The organism is Rhizobium sp. RU36D (assembly GCF_900176345.1).
In the GTDB taxonomy this organism is placed as follows: Bacteria; Pseudomonadota; Alphaproteobacteria; order Rhizobiales; family Rhizobiaceae; genus Allorhizobium.
The window spans coordinates 12,176-29,292 of the sequence record NZ_FWXU01000039.1; the positions used below are offsets into that span (position 1 = coordinate 12,176).

Consider the following 17,117-nt stretch of genomic DNA (forward strand, 5'->3'; position numbering starts at 1 on the left):
CTATGTTTTAGTAATTCACCCATTTGTGACTTCATTCCTGTCGCACGATCCTGCAAACATCGCGGCGTCATGTCCCAAGAACAGCCGGTGCGCCGGCCCACCACCAACGGAGTTGAATTTATGAAGCTGAAAATTGCCTTGGCCGCGGCTGCAGTCGCGATCTTCGGAGTGGGCGCCGCGGTGGCTGCCGGCGAACCCCAGGCCGTGCGTCAGGAAATGATGAAGCAGGTCGGTGGTGCGCTGGGTGCGCTCGGTGCGATCGCCAAGGGCGAAAAGCCCTATGACGCCGCCGTGGTGCAGGCTTCGCTGACTAAGCTCTCCGAAGTTGGCAAGGCCTTCCCGGACCAGTTCCCCGCTGGCTCCGAAACGGGTATGGATACCGAAGCCAGCCCGAAGATCTGGGAAAACATGGCAGACTTCAAGGCGAAGTCCGCGGCGCTCGCCTCGGCCGCTGATACCCAGCTCGCCGCCATGCCCGCAGACCAGGCCGGCGTTGGCGCAGCCATGAAGGCCATCGGCGGCACCTGCGGCGACTGTCATCAGACCTACCGCCTGAAGAAGTAAGCGGTTTCGGCGGGGCAGAGCGGCGTTCGCTGGCGGGTGGTTTGGCCAACTGTTGGTGGGTGGATACCCCCCTCTGCCTTGCCAGGCATCTCCCCCTCAAGGGGGGAGATCGACTCGCGGCTTCCTTTCGCAAATCTTCACGGATTGGCGCGCTTTGATCGGATGAGCGGGTGCGGCATCCCGATCTCCCCCCTTGAGGGGGAGATGCCCGGCAGGGCAGAGGGGGGTTGCCATATACCAATATCAATTTTCGGCCCGCCAAACGCGCGGCCCAAAAAATAGAAAACACGGAGGTCGGCATGGCGTCGATATGGCTGAAGACGGTTGGTGCCTTGGCGGCTCTAGGGGTGATCGGTGGCGTCGGTTTCGTCATGGTGACGCGGCCGGCCAAGCAGCCGGAGAGCCATTGGGCAAACCTGGGCGAGCCCGATCTCGCCAATGGTGAGCGCATCTTCTGGGCCGGCGGCTGCGTCAGCTGTCATGCAGCGCCGGGCGCGGAAGGCGAAGCGAAGCTGGTTCTGTCGGGCGGCGCGCCACTCAAGAGCCCCTTCGGCACATTCCACGCGCCCAATATCTCGCCTGATCCCAATGCCGGGATTGGCGCCTGGACGCTGGCGGAATTTGGTGATGCGATGACGCTGGGCACCGGTCGCAATGGCGAACATCTCTATCCGTCCTTCCCCTATGGCTCCTATGTGCGGCTGCAGGCCAAGGACATCAACGATCTCTACGGCTTTATGAAGACCCTGCCGGCCAGCAACAGCGTAGCGCCGGCCCATGAATTGCCGTTCCCGTTCAATGTCAGGCTGGTGCTGGGCGGCTGGAAATTCCTGTATTTCAACGACGAACCGCGGGTCACGCTCGCCAGCGCCGACGACAAGGTCAAACGCGGCCAGTATCTTGTCGAAGGCCCCGGCCATTGCGGCGAATGCCACACGCCGCGCGATGCGCTTGGTGGTTTCAAGTCTGGCCAATGGCTCGCAGGCGGCCCGAACCCGGAAGGCGAGGGCTCCATCCCCAACATCACCCCGGGCTCGAAAAGCATGGGCGGCTGGAGCGAGTCGGAAATCGTCGAATATCTGACCTCGGGCTTCACCCCGGATTTCGATTCCGTCGGCGGCTCCATGGTCGAGGTTCAGAAGAACATGGCGCAGCTTCCCGCCGAAGACCGCGAAGCCATCGCCGCCTATCTCAAGGCAATCCCCGCGGTGCAGTGAGGATTATAGTGCGTCCGGGAACCTGAACGGTTCCCCGGACGGCGCCCAGATGGATGTTCAGGCAATCGGTGGGCCGAGCAGATCGATGCCGTGCGCGCTGCAGAGCCGCGACAGCGATTCCTGCTGTTCGACAGTTGGGGGAAGCTGTTCGGGCAGCCCTTCGTTTTCGGCCGGACGGGAGGCGGCACGTACCATCTTTTCAAAATCCCCCCTAGTGATCGTCAGGAAGCGGCCATAGGCAGAGATCACGCGGAAGCTATGTACGATCCCCTTGGGTACATGAACCGTATCCCCGACGCCGGCTTCGATGATTTTGCCATCACACTGAAAACGAAACCGCCCTTCGAGGATGTAGAAGGTTTCGCTTTCGTGGTGGTGAACATGCAGCGGCGGTCCAAAATCCTTGGCCATGCGATGCTCGATGATGGACATGCCCTCGGCATTGTCGGTCTGCTTCAGGCAAACCTGAAGATTGGCGGTCATGAACCAAAGGTTCTCTGCGGTGGTCATCATGGTGGTTTCTTTCCGGGGAATGGGATGGTTGTTGAAAGCCGTCAGGCCGCATTGGCCTTGATGGTGATGGGGAAGAGGCGGCCAGTGTTGCGGGTCTCGCCTGCCGCATCCGGCGCGGATGCCGCGGTGTATCCGGCGTGTTGGGGTGCCGGCTTGGCGATGACCAGGAGTGTTCCAGTCGAGGTGCCGATATTGCGAAATCGGTGCGGCAGGGTGCCGGGAAGGGCGATGCAGTCGCCTTGCGCCAGTTCGACATACTGCTCGCCGCTCCAGAAGCTGAACGCACCCTTGAGCACCAGAAAAAGCCGATCTTCCCCGGCGCAAACCTCGTCCTGCCGGCCCAGGCCGGATGGAACCGTGCATTCCAGAACCGTCATGCGGTTGCCGGTATCGTCAGGTGATATCCTGATCCTGTTGGGGCCGGCGATCATGGCAACATGCTTGCCGCCGGTGCGGGAGATCGCTGCTTGAGTAAAGCTCGTCATTTCCTCTGTCCTCTCGATTGATTTCGGTGAGGGCGGATTTAACGAAAGCCGCTGAAATGATAAGACCGATGATCAAGCATCATTGACTGGATAATCGCCCATGAAATCCCTCGATCCGCTTGAAGGCATCGCTGCCTTTCTCACCGTCGGCAGACACCTGAGTTTCACTAAGGCAGCGGAAGAACTGGGAATGTCCCGCGCCACGGTGGGCGCGCAGGTGCAGGCACTGGAAAAGAAGTTGGGCGTGAGGCTCCTGCATCGCTCCACCCGCAATGTCGTCCTGACCGAGGCCGGCATCGCCTATCACCATTCGCTTGTCGGCATCCTTCCGCAGATCCGAGAAGCCGAGCGCGCGGCGCTGAGCTACCAGGAAGAGGTCGTCGGCCGACTAAAGATAACCGCGCCGCCCGAATTCGCGCAATTGTATCTGGCGCCAATCATCGGGGAGTTTCTGAAGCAGAACTCCGCCGTCTCCATCGATATCAACTTCTCCCACAGGGCCGTCAACCTGATTGAAGAAGGCTATGACCTTGCCATCCGTGGCACCATCGCCGTGGAGCCCAATCTGGTCACCCGGCATATCGGCGATTCTCCGCTGGTCATCTGCGCCTCTGCCGACTACCTCTCGCGCTATGGCACCCCGATACAGCCCATGGACTTGGCTCAGCATTCATGCCTGCATTTTTCCGGGCTGCGCTGGGGCAATGTCTGGATGATGCGAAGGGATGATCAGACAATCCGCATCCCGATCGTGCCGCGCTACCTCGCCAACGACGGCATCAGCCTGCGCGATGTCGCGGTTGCCGGCGCCGGTATCACTTTGCTGCCGATGTTCGAAATCATTCCTGAACTCCGCGATGGCCGGCTTGTGCGGGTCCTGGAGGACTGGACCATCGGCTCCGTCCCCATCCATGCCGTCTTTCCGGCCAACAAGCATATTGCCTCGAAGGTCAGGCGCTTCACCGATTTCCTCATCAAGTGGCTGCCGAAGGACGCGCTGGCCATCTGAGCCGCGCCACGCCTTGGCCGCCGGGCGCGCTTGAACCAGCGTGGCGCAAGCCTGTTGCGGCATTTTGCCCGCGATGAAATGCGCCGGGAGCGATGATTTGAGTCCAGAAACTGCGAGGATGGAAGGCGCCCTTCAGGCGCTTCTGCAGAACTATCCAGATCCTCAGTTGCATCGCTGGGTGATGGAGACTGTCAGGGCCTTCCGCGACCGGCTCCAGCATATTGTCGACCCCCGGGAAAAGGAGCAGGCCCAGCAGGCCGCCCTCATCCTTATCAAGGAAACCCTGCAGCAATGGTCGAAAAACCCGCCGGTGCGACACTGAGGCGGCTCTGCTAACCCCGATGTTCCGCAGAAAATGCGGCCAGTTCCATCTCCGCCTCCGGTCCCCAGAGGTTGAGCGCTTTCAGGATCTCGACGGTAAAGGTGACGGGCGAGGATCCGGCCGCCGTCACCACGCGCCCGTCGCTCACCGCCTTGGGCTGGTCGAGATAGCGCGCTGAGCCCGTGTACTCAGGATACTGCTGGTGCGATTCCAGCCGGTTGCCGGTGTGTCCGATGTCGTTGAGCACGCCAGTTGCAGCCAGCGCGCTGGCGGCGGCACAGATGCCGGCCACCACCTTGCCGTCCTTGTGGAAGCGGCTGACCATCTCGGTGAAATCAGGCGCGACGCCCTTTTCCCAGGCATAGCCACCGGGAATGACAAGCGCGTCGAATTGCGCGGCATCGATCGCATCGAAGCTGATGTCGGGCGTGACCTTCAGCCCGCCCATGGAAACGACAGGTTTTCCGTCTGGGCTTGCTGTGACGATCTCGCATCCCAGCCAGTAGCGGGTGGCCGCCATCAGCAGCGCAGGCTCCCAATCGGCATAGTCATTTTGAAGCGCAACCACGATACGGGTCATGTTACTCTCCTTCTTCGTGCTCGATCGGTCCGCTCAGCTCAAGGCTTGCATATAGCGCATGCCGGTCACGGGACGCGGCACGAAGTCGAGATTCTCATAGAAGCGATGGGCGGCGAAATTGCCAGTGGCGGCGCTGACCGAGAGGAAGTCGCAGCCGGACTTGCGGGCGATCTCGCGGGCGCGGGCCACGAGATGATGGCCGATGCCATTGCCGCGCTGGCCGTCGCGCACGAAGAGGTGATGCAGGTCCATGCCGCGTTTGCCTTCTTGGGCTCGGTAGAGCGGCACCAGAATGGCGTAGCCGATCAGCCCGTCTTCGCCGCTATCGGCCACCAGTGCGGTGATCCAGGGCATCGGGCCAAACAGGTCACGCTCCAGCTTTTCCGGGGTGATGGCGGCGGCATCGCCATGATGGGCGGCCAGGGCCGCGATCATGGCATTGAGCTCCGGCAGGTCGCGCGGCTTGGCATTGCGGATAACCACCACGGGCGGCCGTTCCAGGGTTATGTCTGTATCTTCGGTCATTGTCGCTTCCCTTTGTTCGTATCGCCGTCAGGGAGAGCTTGGTTGAAACAACAAGGCCGCCTGACGGCGGCCTGTTGACATGTCGATCTGTCGGGCCGCCTCTAGAGGTAGGCCCAAAAATACGTGCAGGAGATGATGGTGCGCGTGTCGATCATGCCGCGATCAATGCGCCGGATTTTCGGCGATGTCAATCGCCATCTTTTCCTTGAACCGCTGATGGAGTACATTACATCGGCATAGGTTATGGCTGCATGGCAAAGGCCCGATTGATCCGAAAAATGCGCAACTACATCCGCGAGGATGTGTTTGTGGAGATCCTGATATGGCAGGTGCCGCTCTCGGTGCGCGGCAGCAGGCATGATTTCAAATATAGCCTGGCGCTGATCGCTGGCGGCGAATGCGTGCTTCGGTATGACAACGAGGCTGGAAAGGGCGACCACCGGCATCTCGGGGATCGGGAATTGCCCTATGTATTTGCCGGCATGGATGCCTTGACGGCAGATTTCTTGGTGGATGTGAAGGAATGGGTAGATGGCAACCCTGAAGGTTAAGATCGAGAGCCTTGAAGAGACGATGGCGGCGTTTGCCGATGCATTCCGGGTGACCGATCTGCAGGACGATCAGGTCGGCGAATACAGTCTTTCCTTCCCTTCCTGGGATCTCATGCACAAGGTCCTGGCGCCCAAGCGACTGGATATCGTCAAGGCGATGGCCGGCCAGGGGCCTCTCTCGATCCGCGAGGTCGCTCGTCGGGTCAACCGGGACTTCAAGGGTGTCCATGCAGACGTCGACAAACTTCTGAAGAGCGGGGTGATCGATAGGGCGGAGCGGGGCGGCGTGATCTTTCCCTACGACCGCATTCATTTCGAGTTCGACATCGACGCAGCGGCCTGAGTTGTCGGTTCACCGCTCCACCACATTCCCCGACTTGTCCGTCAGCCGCTTGACGAAATTCACCTTGGTCAGGTGCAGGTCGTGGTCGGGATAGTGCACCACCTCGTCCGGAGAGCGGGTGCCGACCACCAGATAAGTCGCGTCGGCCTGCGACCGGTTCTCAAGGCAATGGCCCATGGGCACGCCGGCCTTGAAGGTCGCGGCGTCGCCTGGCTGCATCACGCTCTCGCTGTCGCCCTCATGCAGGATGACCGTGCCGGATAGTAGGTAGACGAACTCGTCCTCCTGCTCATGCCAGTGCTTTCGCGAAGAGCGGGAGCCGGGCGGCAGGGTTTCGACAAAGGCGCCGAACTGGGTGAGGCCACCGGTATCGCTCAGCAACCGCGCGGAATAAGGCCCGAGTTCGGCATTGAAGCCCTCGGCGGTCCCCTCTTCCAATGGCGCATCCTCGGCGCGGATGATTGGCATGGTCAGCCCTTAATGCTCGGTGTCGCAAAGGCCGTGATCCGAAAGCGCGCGGATCACATAGCAGTCACCCACCGTATGGGCGCCGCATCGGGAGACGATCCGCTCAAGCTCCTGCTCCAGCTTGCGCAGTTTCTCGATCTTGGCCCGCACATCGCGCAGATGGTCGGCGGCAATGCGATCGGCCTCGCCGCAGGGCTGCTCCGGATGGGCAGACAGCGCCAGGAGATCGCGGATCGCCTCGATGGTGAGGCCAAGGTCGCGGGCATGGCGAATGAAGGAAAGCCGCTCCAGATCGGTCTTCTCATAGCGCCGCTGGTTGCCTTCGGACCGATCAGGTGCTGCGATCAGCCCCATCTGCTCGTAATAGCGGATGGTCGCCACCTTGACGCCAGTGCGTTTGGCCAGTTCGCCGATGGATAGCATTTTTCTTCTCAAAGCCTCTTGAAGCTCTAGTGACTAGAGAGATTACCTTCAAGATGACGAAGCAGACAAGACGCGAAAGGCAGAAAAATGAATGCAAGCTGCGGCCATACCCATGGTCCCTTCGATGGCATGTCGGCGGATTATCGCCGACGTCTCTGGGCCGTCATCGTTATCAATGCCGGCATGTTTGTCGTGGAAATGGCAGGCGGACATCTCGCGCGCTCCCAGGCGCTGCAGGCGGATGCGCTGGACTTCTTCGCCGATGCCGTCACCTATGGCCTATCACTGGCCGTGATCGGCGCGTCTCTCAAAGTGCGCACCACGGCCGCGGCCGCCAAGGGCGTGAGTCTTTTCCTGATGGGCCTCTGGGTCTTCGGTTCCACCATCTACCGTGTCTTCTACATGGGCCTTCCGGAAGCCCCTGTCATGGGCGCCATCGGCTTCCTGGCGCTTGGCGCCAATCTCGCCAGCGTGTTCTTGCTGATGAACTACAAGGATGGCGATGCGAATGTCCGCTCCGTCTGGCTCTGCTCGCGCAACGATGCCATCGGCAATGTCATCGTCATGCTGGCGGCGGTCGGCGTCTGGGGTACCGCGTCAGCCTGGCCGGATTTGATCGTCGCCGCCATCATGGGCGGGCTGTTCCTGTCATCGGCCTTCCAGATCCTCGGCCAGTCGCTGCGGGAATGGCGATCCGGCGCGCCGGCCGCGGCTGCTGATCACGACCATCATCACCACGATCATGGGCATGAAGCTGAACATCACACATGCGCGGCTTCGCATCGCCATGGATGAGGCACATTGAAGCATAAGACGTGGCCGAGACACCATCCCGGCCATGTCTTCCCGTTTTTGCAACCGTTGCGCTTGGCATTCGTGACGCTTTTGTGAGAGTTTATACTTTCTTTGGTTCAATTCTCCGTGTAGTCATTTTTGTGCTGGCAATTTGATCAGTTTTGATCAATCTCGACAGCCAAGGAACTGGCGGGGGGCAGCCGTGCCCTTATAAGCTCGGAACCAAGGGGGACCATGAACACGAATCTCAAAATGCGGCCGGGCAGGCCGTTGGCCTATTCGACAATGGAGCGTCGTCGCTTGATCCTTGCGGCGGCTGAAAGAGTATTTGTCGAGCAGGGCTACGGCGCCTCGACGATGGAAGAGATCGCGCGCGCCGCGGAGATGTCCAAGAAGACGCTGTATCAGTTCTTCTCCGACAAGGAAGCCGTATTCTCCGAGCTGTTGCAGAGCGAGGATATGCCGGAATTTCCGGAAATCGAGGCCGATGCCAACGACCCGGCATCCGCCTTGCTGCTGCGTGATACCCTGATCACGGTGACCAAGTTCATTCTGGATCCGCGGCATGTGGCGCTGACACGGCTCGTCATTGCCGAAGCGCCAAACTATCCGGAGCTCGCCAAGAGTTTTTATAACAACTACATAGAACGCTTTAAGACGACGCTGCGCGATCGTCTGCTGGAGCTGGAAAAGGCTGGCGTTGCGGGTGCCGCGTCGGCGGTCGCCATGGTTGAGCCGCTCGTGGGCGCGACAATCGGCTCGTCCCACATGATGGCACTGCTGCGCTGTCAGGAGTTTACTGCCGAAGACGTTGAGAACCGCGTCGAACTGGCGATGAAGCTTGTCGGGATCGAATGCACGAAAGGCAGCTGTCGGGAAGCGGCAACGGATCCATCACCGGCTGGCAATTGATGCCGCAAGGCTGCGCCTGAACGGCAAAAAGCCGAGGAAAAGCCACGGCTTCGCTTTGAAGTCTGATATCGACATGGCCTTAGCTGCTGGTCGGCCTCTGCCTGCCTTAGTGAACGTCGTCCACCGGCATGGCATATTCCAGATAAAAGGCTTCGACCTTTTCGGCCGATGAGGCGCGGGCAAGCTCTTCGGCTTGGTTGGCGCCGCCGCGCTTGGCGCCTTCGACGGTCCATAGCGCGCTTGCCAGGGAGGACGAGAGTAGAGTGCTGCTCACGGATGGATTGCTCGCCGTCCGCGGGCGCGAGGCCGTGGTGGTCGCGGCGGACGTATCTTCGACTTCGGTATCCGTGTGCTGGAACCGGTTGTTGTAGAAGAAATTGCTCAGGCCACTGTCAATCCTCATTGCAGGCCTCCATCCTTAGAGTGTCTAGCGAAGACCCTCAGCCGAGAATTCGGCTTGGGCCATGATCGTGACTGCTGCCTTGCGTCGATTAACCTCTCGATGCCGGCGTTAACCATTTGTTAACCTTTGAAGCTTGCGCGAGGCTTGCGTCATTCGCCCTTGCCGCGCATCGCCACATTCGCGGCATGCTTCTTGCGTCGGCCATATCTGGGTCTATCCGGCCGTCGATCACCTGATGCAACGGAGCTACGCCGGAATGGCAGGCGAGATCGCTTTGGCCGGTCTTCCATCAGGACGTGCAGACTTGCCCGTTGAGCCGCTGGCCCACAGCTTTCAATTGGCAAGGCCGTGTGGCGAATGCTATTCGGGAGGTCCGCAGCCGCCAAAGGAGAAAGTGCCATGCTGAAACTCTATGTCGCGCCAGGAAGCTGTTCGCTTGCCTCGCATATCGCCCTGGAGGAGGCGGGTGCTGCTTACGAGGCGGAGCGCGTGGCGCTGGGGCAGGGCGCGCAACAGCGACCCGAGTTTCTAGCGGTAAACCCCAAGGGTCGCGTGCCGGCGCTGGTGACCGATCGCGGCATCATCACCGAGACGCCGGCGATCCTCACCTATATTGCCCAGGCTTTCCCTGCGGCAGAGCTGGCGCCGCTCTCCGATCCCTTCGCCGTTGCGCAGATCCAGTCCTTCAACAGCTACCTCTGCTCGACGGTCCACGTGGCTCATGCCCACCGCATGCGTGGCAGTCGCTGGTCTGATGATGCCGCGGTCATCGAGGCCTTGAAGATCAAGGTTCCCACCAACATGGCCGCCTGCTTCGAGCTGATCGAAACCCGCATGCTCGCCGGGCCGTGGGTCATGGGCGACACCTATTCGATCGCCGACCCCTATCTCTTCACCCTCGCCAGTTGGCTGGAGGCCGATGGCGTCGATCCCGCTCGCTTCCCCAGGGTGAAGGATCACAGCAAGCGTATGGCCGAGCGCCCCGCCGTGAAGGCGGTCATGGATTGGCTCAAGGGCTGATTGGTTCGGCAGCGGGCGGCGGATCGGTCCATTGCTGAAGCCGCTGCCGGTCATCCTCGAATGTCAACGATGCCATGGCGCGGTCGCGGGCTGTCCGTGACATGGCCCTGGCCGCGTCCGCGAAGGCCTGGTCCGAAGATGCCGACAGGCCAGAAAGCGCCTGTTGCAGCGAGATCGCTACCTCCACAAAGGCTGCCCCATCGCGGGAGATGGGCAGGAACGCAGCCTCCACCAGCTCTGTCGCCGTAAAGGGCCGCAGATGAAGCCTGCTGTGCTTCGCGTCTCTTCCGGAAGCCTTGTCCTTCGCCGCCGCCTCGCATTGCGTGAAGTAGTCGCAGAAGAGACGGGTTGCCTGGACGATGACATCGGTCGCGGTGCCCGGATCGTTGATCCCTGGAGATAGCGCGCGCGAGGCAATTTCGGACAGCACGGTCAGGCCGAACATCGGGTCCTGCTCGAAGCTGCGGTTGTGGCCCAGCGTGAAGGCCTTTCGCATCGCGGTCAGGATGGCCTCGCGCTCAGCATCCTGATGGTCCAGCGCGGATATATAGATAAGCGGCGTTGACGGAGAGCAGAAATCCCCCGGTCGCTTCGCCAGATAGAGCTGCCGATCCAGGTCTTCGGCGAGGCTGGACAACTGGGTCAGGTCAATATGGCGAACATACCCTGCTTCCAGCGGATAGACAGGCCTCGCGCCCGGTGGAACCGCGCGCATGGCATGGCAGCCCATGCAGGGTTGCTGGCTGAGTTCGGTAAGAGCCGCCCGCGTGCTGTCAGCCACGCGATCGATCGTCTCTCCCACCTGTCCCAGTCCCGCCAGATGGTCGATCCAGCGCAGCAGCATAACCACGATCAGCAGCACCACGATCAGCGTCGCGGCTAACAGGACGAGCCGCCCACCTCCGCCATAAAGATGCGTGTTGAGGGCAATGATGCCCACGAGCGAAAACAGGAAGGCGCCGAGAAACGTTGATAGCGCCGATTGCGCCGTCCTGTCCTGCAGCACCAGGCTGATGGCCCGCGGCGTTCCGCTGGTAGCCGCCGACGACGTGGCTGAGACCAGCGTCGACAGGGAAAACGTGGTCACCGTCAGCATGCTCGCGGCGATGATGGAGAGAATGCCATCCACCGCATCGGCGCCGACCATGTCCGACATGCGCTCTGGGATGAGCGGCCCCAGGACAATGCCGAGGATGGCGGTGACGAAGGCGATGACGGCGTAGAGAGCCGCGCGAAACCACAACCGCCTCACCACCTGCAGGGCCAGCCACCAGCCCCGGCTCATCGGGAAACGTCCAAATCTTTGGCGAGGCCGACAAGCTTCACAACCGTATTGATATTGCGCGACGTGCCGCTTTTCAGCGCCGGCAGCTTGAGTTTCGACCGTCCCGAGCCAATGGGATAGTGAACATAGATCTCGCGGCCGCGCACGACAGCCTCCTCGCCATCGGGCGCCACGATCCCGTTCAGCGCATCGTCGGGCAGGGGTGTGGAAAAGAAGCTTACCAGCACCCGGTTCGGCTCCATGGCGGCAAACGGATTGTCGTGGAGCACGCCTGACAATTCCGCTAGCGTCCGCACCATCACGTCCGGCGCCTTGCCCAAGACCTCGGCAAGGGCCGCGTCCAGTCTCGCGGCGACCTCCTCCTCCGAGCCCTCAGTACGAAACACCACGTTTCCGCTCTGGATATAGGTGGACACGTCCTTGAAGCCGAGCTTCAGGCAAATCGCCTTGAGATCCGACATGGCAAGCTTGCCGCTGCCGCCGACATTGATGGCCCGGATCAGGGCGATGTAAGGGAGCATGATCTATCCTTGGCGTTATGGCGCGGTGCCAGACGCAGGCGCCAAAGTCAGCTTAAGTCCCAGCGCGCGAGCCACGCCGAGCACGGTCGAGAATTTCGGATCGCCCTTGTCGCTCAGCGCCTTGTATAGCGCCTCTCGGGTAACGCCAGCCTCTCTCGCCACGTTCGACATGCCCCTGGCCTTGGCGATGATGCCGAGTGCCTGCGCAATGTATCGTGCGTCGCCGGAATCGACGGCATCCGCCAGCAGTTCCGCCTGGGCCTCTGCATCATTGAAATAGTCCGAGGGTTCGAAGGGAATTGTCTCGACTGCCATGTCAAACCTCTTTCGCCAGGAGCTTGGCCTTCTGGATATCCCGGTCTTGAGAACTCTTGTCTCCACCGCAAAGCAGAATGACGATGCGGTCTCCATGTTTGACGAAGTACACCCGGTATCCCGGCCCGTGATCGACTCTGATCTCGCCAATACCATCGAAGTATTTGACGTCGCCCATCAAACCCGCCTGAAGGCGAACCAGGCGGATAGCAATGCGTTTTTGCGCTTGCCGGTCTCATAGCCTGCGCAGCCAGTCAGCGAAATCCGGATGTTGTCGAACTTCGATCATCTGTGAACTATAGTTCACAGATGATGCCGGGTCAAACGGTCAGGCGGTGGCTCTTGCCCCTCACATCTTCCCTGACACCTTCACCGCAAAAGCATACTCAAACGCGATTTCCTCCAGCCGCTGGAAGCGGCCCGACTTGCCGCCATGGCCGGCGGCCATGTTGGTCTTCAACAGGATCGGAGCGTCGCCCGTCGTATGTTCGCGCAGCTTCGCCACCCATTTGGTTGGCTCCCAATAGGTCACGCGCGGATCGGTGAGGCCCGAGAGCGCGAGGATGGGCGGATAAGGCTTGGCGCCGACATTGTCGTAAGGAGAATAGGCAGCAATCCAGCGATATTCCTCTTCCGATTCGATCGGATTGCCCCATTCCGGCCATTCCGGTGGCGTCAGCGGCAGTGTGTCGTCCAGCATGGTGTTCAGCACGTCGACAAAGGGCACGGCGGCGATGATGCCGGCGAATTTCTCCGGCGCCATGTTGGCGACAGCGCCCATCAGCATGCCGCCGGCCGAGCCGCCCTCGGCGATGATGTTCTCGTAGGACGTGAAGCCCTCCTTCACCAGATGGTCGGCGGCGGCGATGAAGTCCTTGAAGGTGTTTTCCTTCTTCTCCATCTTTCCGTCTTCGTACCATTGGAATCCCTTGTCCTTGCCGCCGCGGATATGGGCGATGGCATAGACGAAGCCGCGATCCACCAGCGACAGGCAATTGGTGTTGAAGCCGGCGGGAATGGTCATGCCGTAGGCGCCGTAGCCGTAAAGCAGGCAGGGCGCCGAGCCGTCGAGTTTTGTGTCCTTGCGGTAGAGCAGCGAGACCGGCACCATTTCGCCGTCATGGGCCGTGGCGAACACCCGGCGCGTCACATAGTCTTCCGGCTTGTGGCCCGACGGCACTTCCTGCGTCTTGAGCAGAACCCGTTCGCGTGTCGCCATATTGTAGTCATAGAGCTGCGAAGGCGTCGTCATCGACGAATAGGAGAAGCGGATGGTGTCGGTGTCATATTCCGCCGCCCCCTGCAGGCCCAGCGAATAGGCCTCCTCGGCAAAAGCGATCGCATGTTCCTCGCCGGTGCGGCAGTCGCGGACCATGATACGCGGCAACCCATCGCGACGTTCCAGCCACACCAGGTGACGAGCAAAGGCCATGTGGTTCAGGATCAGCCGGCCCGGCTCATGGGCCACGACCTCGGTCCAATTGTCCTTGCCCGGCGCGGTCACCGGTGCCTGGCAGATCTTGAAGTCCTTCGCGCCATCGGCATTGGTCAGGATGTAGAAGACGTCTCCGCCCTCGGTCATGGAATATTCTACGCCTTCCTCGCGCTCGGCCACGACGACCGGTTCGGCCGTCAGATCGCGGGTCGAGAGGATGCGGTATTCCGATGTCTCGTGGTCATGAATGTCGATGAAGATAAAGTCGTCCAGCAGCGAGCCGCCGACGCCCATGAAGAAGCCCGGATCGGTCTCTTCATAGACCAGCCGGTCCGCGCTCTGCGGCGTGCCGATCACATGGTGAAACACCTTGGAAGGGCGGTGGTTGTCGTCCTGCAACGTGTAGAAGAAGCTCTTGCCATCAGGCGCCCAGACACCGCCGCCGCCGGTGTTCTCGATCACGTCGGCGAGGTCCTCGCCGGTGGAGAGGTTGCGCACCCTCAAGGTGAAATATTCCGAACCCTTGTCGTCATAACCCCAGATGCCGTGGCCGTGGTCGGTGCAGTGATCGATGCCCGCCAGCCGGAAATAGTCCTTGCCCGCAGCCTCCTTGTCACCATCCAGCAGCAGTTGCCGGCTCGCCTCGTTCCTGTGGTCGCCATCGCGCGGAATGCGGAAATAGCGGGGCTGCTCGCCACCGGTCACGAAGGCGGTGCCATAGGCATAAGGCCCGTCCTTCATGGGGATGGAGCTGTCATCTTCCTTGATGCGGCCCTTCATCTCGTTGAACAGTAGCTTCTGCAGATCCTTGGTGTCGGCCATGGCCGATTCCATATAGGCGTTTTCCGCCTCCAGATGAGCGCGGATTCGGCTGTCGAGTATGCTGGGGTCCTTGAACATCGCCTGCCAGTTGTCGGCGCGCAGCCAGGCATAATCGTCCGTGCGGGTAATGCCGTGGCGGGTATCGGTGACCGGCTTCTTCAGCGCTGACGGGGCGGGGGCAAGGTTTGCAAAGGGGGGCAAGGCGGGCTCGCTTCTTGATGTTCAATCGATTTGACCTTTCGAAGAGATAGAGGCGCGCCGGGCCGCCATCAAGGCACAATCGACGGGCCTATCGCTGCATGCCCCATTCCCGCCCTGATCTCAGCAACCTTGGGGTGCTGGAATCGGGAACGATGAGCGACTAGAACTCCGCGCAGGTTGAACTACTGCTGGATTCGGAATGATTTCGAGACTGTTTGTATCGTCCCTCGTGCTGCTTCCCCCTGTCTTGGTGCTCTCTGCCGGTGCGACCGCTGCCGTCGATCAGCGCATCCTCAAGGAGTTGATGCAGCTCACGCCGCAGGAGCGCATGGAGCAGCGTTGCGATATCGAGGCGATGGATCGCATCAAGCGCGAGCAAAAGGGTTTCTCCCCCGACAAGGTGATCGCCTATACGTTCTCGGAGCCAGAAATTTCGGGCGAGAAGATCAGGGCGCCCGGCGCGGTGTTCCGCAGCAAGGGCGAGTGGTATCGGCTGAAGTTCAAGTGTGAGACCGGCCCGCAGCGGGTGAACGTCAAGTCCTTTGACTACAAGATCGGCGAGATCGTGCCCCGCGACGAGTGGCAGGAATATTATCTCTACGACTGATGATACGGCCGTCCGGAGCGGACCAGGCCAGCGTTAAATACGAAAGGCACAAGCCCCTTTGGGAGCGCCGTCTCGGCAGCAGTCTGTCGCGCCGGCCCCCCTTGCGGTGATGGCCTGGCACAAGAATGCCCCGCCATAATTCCGGCGCCTTGGCGTCCGATGCCGAGGCTTATTCGTTTGCCTCCCGCCATCCGGCGCCCCAACATAGACCGCTCCCATGTCCCGTGCCCATATCCGCCTGTCCACGATCGCCTGCGTCTTGACGCTATCGGCAAGCTCCGCCCTTGCCGGTGATGGCCTTGTCGAGCCGACGCTGCAACTTGCCCATCGTTCTGACGGGGCGCTGCATGTGGCGCTGACGCTGGACGCCTGTTCCGGCGCGACCGACGGGCGCATCCTCTCCACGCTCATCAACGAAGAGATCCCGGCGACGATCTTCGTCACGGCCCGCTGGATCCATCACAACAAGGCAAGCCTGACCGTGATGGAGAGCCGGCCGGACCTGTTTCGCATCGAAAACCACGGCGAAAACCATATTCCGGCCGTGGACCGGCCCGTCTCGGTCTATGGCATCGCCGCGGCCGGCTCACCTGAGGCCGTGGCCCAGGAGGTCGCGGGCGGCGCGACCGCCATCACCGCCAATGGCGCACCTGTGCCAAGATGGTTCCGCGGCGCCACCGCGCGCTACAGCCGCTCGGCGATCTCGGAGATCGAGCATATGGGCTATGCGGTGGCCGGCTATTCGGTCAATGGCGATGGCGGCTCGCTGCTCTCTCCGGCCCAAGCGGAAAAACGCATCGCCAACGCCAAGAACGGCGACGTCATTATCGCCCACATCAACCAACCCACCCACGCCGCCGGCGAAGGCGTGGTCCGCGGCATCCTCGCACTCAAGGCCCGCGGCGCCGTGTTCGAACACCTGGACGAACCGGGGGTCATGGCGGGGGCGGGGCAGTAGAAGCGAAGTGGGTCTCGCATGGCAGGCGGCATACCAACGTGAAAAGCAGTCATATGCCGTGGAGGTAATGGGAAACATCCTCCCACTCGGGATTGAAACTCTCAATCAACTCAAGCTTCCATTTCCGATGCCAATTTTTGATCTGCTTTTCGCGAGCAATCGCATCGGTAACCAGATCATGCTCTTCGAACCAGACAAGGCGTTTGATGTCATATCGCGATGTAAAGCCGGGAGTTAGCGCCTGTTGATGTTCCAGGAGCCTGCGGGACAGATCGGATGTTACGCCCGTGTAGAGCGTGCCATTGCGCCGCGATGCCAGAATGTAGACATACCCCTTCATGAAAATGCCACCCGAATTCAATTGGATTATTCGTCTTTTTAAGGCGTGAGACAACATCGCTTGCATGATATTGGACACATATCATCCGTCATTCCGGCCTTGAGCCGGAATCTAGCCACGGCGCGCCTGCGCCGTGAGAAGAGTCTTTTGCGATCAAAGACTTGATCGCGCTGGATCCCGGCTCGGAGGCCGGGATGACGGAGGCACGAGGTTTGCCAGTCGGCCCAAAATGACCTCCCAAGGGGTGCCACACCGCCTATGTCAGCACGAAGCTGTCCTACTTTACTCCAGTCGCCCCACAACCCCGTCATTCCGGCCTTGAGCCGGAATCTAGCCACGGCGCGTCTGTGCCGTGAGAAGAGTCTTTTGCGATCAATGACTTGATCTCGCTGGATCCCGGCCTCCGAGCCACTGCTGTCCGGTTTAATTTCCGGTCCATTTGAAGACCAACTGGTTGTGGTTTTTGGGTTTGTCTGGCGGGGGTCTGAGGAGGTGATCGGTGC

General features: G+C 60.9%; 23 protein-coding genes and 1 pseudogene. 11 read left to right on the forward strand and 13 right to left on the reverse strand.

What is annotated here, in order from left to right; translation table 11 throughout:
• Positions 1–120 precede the first annotated feature (120 nt).
• Positions 121–564, forward strand: a complete 444-nt coding sequence (locus tag B9A97_RS27590; RefSeq protein ID WP_084369050.1) for a c-type cytochrome — start codon at positions 121–123, stop codon at positions 562–564.
• A gap of 299 nt (positions 565–863) precedes the next feature.
• The gene (locus B9A97_RS27600) at positions 864–1,781 is read left to right on the forward strand and encodes a c-type cytochrome (RefSeq protein WP_084369052.1); all 918 of its coding nucleotides are present in this window, start codon (positions 864–866) and stop codon (positions 1,779–1,781) included.
• A 57-nt stretch (positions 1,782–1,838) separates the two neighbouring features.
• Here B9A97_RS27600 and B9A97_RS27605 read toward each other — a convergent pair whose 3' ends face one another.
• Together B9A97_RS27605 and B9A97_RS27610 are read right to left on the reverse strand one after the other, a co-directional pair.
• Entirely contained in the window at positions 1,839–2,294 is a 456-nt protein-coding gene (locus B9A97_RS27605) for a cupin domain-containing protein (RefSeq protein ID WP_084369053.1), read from the reverse strand.
• 41 nt (positions 2,295–2,335) lie between these two features.
• Positions 2,336–2,779 (reverse strand): cupin domain-containing protein, encoded by a 444-nt coding sequence (locus tag B9A97_RS27610; RefSeq protein ID WP_084369054.1) that lies wholly within the window; start codon positions 2,777–2,779, stop codon positions 2,336–2,338.
• Between the two features lie 100 nt (positions 2,780–2,879).
• Between B9A97_RS27610 and B9A97_RS27615 the strand changes: the two genes are divergently transcribed.
• Both B9A97_RS27615 and B9A97_RS27620 read left to right on the forward strand, forming a co-directional pair.
• Positions 2,880–3,788: a LysR family transcriptional regulator gene (locus B9A97_RS27615; RefSeq protein ID WP_084369055.1), complete on the forward strand. Its 909-nt coding sequence runs from the start codon at positions 2,880–2,882 to the stop codon at positions 3,786–3,788.
• Positions 3,789–3,906: 118 nt separating this feature from the next.
• The gene (locus B9A97_RS27620) at positions 3,907–4,110 is read left to right on the forward strand and encodes a hypothetical protein (protein ID WP_084369056.1); all 204 of its coding nucleotides are present in this window, start codon (positions 3,907–3,909) and stop codon (positions 4,108–4,110) included.
• Positions 4,111–4,120: 10 nt separating this feature from the next.
• Here B9A97_RS27620 and B9A97_RS27625 read toward each other — a convergent pair whose 3' ends face one another.
• Positions 4,121–4,690 carry a DJ-1/PfpI family protein gene (locus B9A97_RS27625; RefSeq protein WP_084369057.1) on the reverse strand — a complete coding sequence of 190 codons (570 nt, stop codon included), beginning with the start codon at positions 4,688–4,690 and terminating at the stop codon, positions 4,121–4,123.
• Positions 4,691–4,723: 33 nt separating this feature from the next.
• The gene (locus B9A97_RS27630) at positions 4,724–5,215 is read right to left on the reverse strand and encodes a GNAT family N-acetyltransferase (protein WP_084369058.1); all 492 of its coding nucleotides are present in this window, start codon (positions 5,213–5,215) and stop codon (positions 4,724–4,726) included.
• A gap of 251 nt (positions 5,216–5,466) precedes the next feature.
• Here B9A97_RS27630 and B9A97_RS27635 point away from each other — a divergent pair, with 251 nt between their 5' ends.
• Together B9A97_RS27635 and B9A97_RS27640 are read left to right on the forward strand one after the other, a co-directional pair.
• Positions 5,467–5,766 carry a toxin-antitoxin system TumE family protein gene (locus B9A97_RS27635; RefSeq protein ID WP_084369059.1) on the forward strand — a complete coding sequence of 100 codons (300 nt, stop codon included), beginning with the start codon at positions 5,467–5,469 and terminating at the stop codon, positions 5,764–5,766.
• Positions 5,747–6,109 carry an HVO_A0114 family putative DNA-binding protein gene (locus tag B9A97_RS27640; RefSeq protein ID WP_084369060.1) on the forward strand — a complete coding sequence of 121 codons (363 nt, stop codon included), beginning with the start codon at positions 5,747–5,749 and terminating at the stop codon, positions 6,107–6,109. Before B9A97_RS27635 ends, B9A97_RS27640 begins: the two co-directional genes overlap by 20 nt.
• 9 nt (positions 6,110–6,118) lie before the next feature.
• Here B9A97_RS27640 and B9A97_RS27645 read toward each other — a convergent pair whose 3' ends face one another.
• Together B9A97_RS27645 and B9A97_RS27650 are read right to left on the reverse strand one after the other, a co-directional pair.
• Positions 6,119–6,577, reverse strand: coding sequence for a cupin domain-containing protein (locus tag B9A97_RS27645; protein WP_084369061.1), 459 nt, complete (start codon positions 6,575–6,577; stop codon positions 6,119–6,121).
• 9 nt (positions 6,578–6,586) lie between these two features.
• Positions 6,587–7,000, reverse strand: coding sequence for a MerR family transcriptional regulator (locus tag B9A97_RS27650; protein ID WP_084369062.1), 414 nt, complete (start codon positions 6,998–7,000; stop codon positions 6,587–6,589).
• Between the two features lie 87 nt (positions 7,001–7,087).
• Between B9A97_RS27650 and B9A97_RS27655 the strand changes: the two genes are divergently transcribed.
• Both B9A97_RS27655 and B9A97_RS27660 read left to right on the forward strand, forming a co-directional pair.
• Positions 7,088–7,795: a cation efflux transmembrane domain-containing protein gene (locus tag B9A97_RS27655; protein ID WP_084369063.1), complete on the forward strand. Its 708-nt coding sequence runs from the start codon at positions 7,088–7,090 to the stop codon at positions 7,793–7,795.
• Between the two features lie 234 nt (positions 7,796–8,029).
• Positions 8,030–8,707: a TetR/AcrR family transcriptional regulator gene (locus B9A97_RS27660; protein WP_084369064.1), complete on the forward strand. Its 678-nt coding sequence runs from the start codon at positions 8,030–8,032 to the stop codon at positions 8,705–8,707.
• Between the two features lie 106 nt (positions 8,708–8,813).
• On the opposite strand, the gene B9A97_RS27665 is transcribed toward B9A97_RS27660, so the two are convergent.
• Positions 8,814–9,110, reverse strand: coding sequence for a hypothetical protein (locus B9A97_RS27665; protein WP_084369065.1), 297 nt, complete (start codon positions 9,108–9,110; stop codon positions 8,814–8,816).
• 399 nt (positions 9,111–9,509) lie between these two features.
• Here B9A97_RS27665 and B9A97_RS27670 point away from each other — a divergent pair, with 399 nt between their 5' ends.
• Complete coding sequence (locus B9A97_RS27670) at positions 9,510–10,130, forward strand: glutathione S-transferase family protein (RefSeq protein ID WP_084369066.1); 621 nt, start codon at positions 9,510–9,512, stop codon at positions 10,128–10,130.
• Here the strand turns inward: B9A97_RS27670 and B9A97_RS27675 are convergent.
• From B9A97_RS27675 to B9A97_RS27695, 5 genes and pseudogenes are all read right to left on the reverse strand, one after another.
• A complete protein-coding gene (locus tag B9A97_RS27675; RefSeq protein ID WP_084369067.1) occupies positions 10,120–11,415 on the reverse strand; it encodes a DUF2254 domain-containing protein in 1,296 nt (431 codons plus the stop codon). The two genes, B9A97_RS27670 and B9A97_RS27675, sit on opposite strands and share 11 nt — an antisense overlap.
• Positions 11,412–11,936, reverse strand: a complete 525-nt coding sequence (locus B9A97_RS27680) for a DUF1697 domain-containing protein (RefSeq protein WP_084369068.1) — start codon at positions 11,934–11,936, stop codon at positions 11,412–11,414. The genes B9A97_RS27675 and B9A97_RS27680 overlap by 4 nt, the downstream gene beginning before the upstream one ends.
• Before the next feature lie 15 nt (positions 11,937–11,951).
• Positions 11,952–12,251, reverse strand: coding sequence for an addiction module antidote protein (locus tag B9A97_RS27685; protein ID WP_084369069.1), 300 nt, complete (start codon positions 12,249–12,251; stop codon positions 11,952–11,954).
• A gap of 1 nt (position 12,252) precedes the next feature.
• A pseudogene (locus B9A97_RS27690) lies at positions 12,253–12,540 on the reverse strand (type II toxin-antitoxin system RelE/ParE family toxin).
• A gap of 60 nt (positions 12,541–12,600) precedes the next feature.
• Complete coding sequence (locus B9A97_RS27695; protein ID WP_084369070.1) at positions 12,601–14,709, reverse strand: S9 family peptidase; 2,109 nt, start codon at positions 14,707–14,709, stop codon at positions 12,601–12,603.
• Between the two features lie 199 nt (positions 14,710–14,908).
• On the opposite strand from B9A97_RS27695, the gene B9A97_RS27700 reads away from it, so the two are divergent.
• Positions 14,909–15,316, forward strand: a complete 408-nt coding sequence (locus B9A97_RS27700) for a DUF930 domain-containing protein (RefSeq protein ID WP_084369071.1) — start codon at positions 14,909–14,911, stop codon at positions 15,314–15,316.
• Between the two features lie 217 nt (positions 15,317–15,533).
• The gene (locus B9A97_RS27705) at positions 15,534–16,274 is read left to right on the forward strand and encodes a polysaccharide deacetylase family protein (protein ID WP_084369072.1); all 741 of its coding nucleotides are present in this window, start codon (positions 15,534–15,536) and stop codon (positions 16,272–16,274) included.
• 49 nt (positions 16,275–16,323) lie between these two features.
• Here B9A97_RS27705 and B9A97_RS27710 read toward each other — a convergent pair whose 3' ends face one another.
• Positions 16,324–16,614 carry a GIY-YIG nuclease family protein gene (locus B9A97_RS27710; RefSeq protein WP_084369074.1) on the reverse strand — a complete coding sequence of 97 codons (291 nt, stop codon included), beginning with the start codon at positions 16,612–16,614 and terminating at the stop codon, positions 16,324–16,326.
• Between the last annotated feature and the right edge of the window lie 503 nt (positions 16,615–17,117).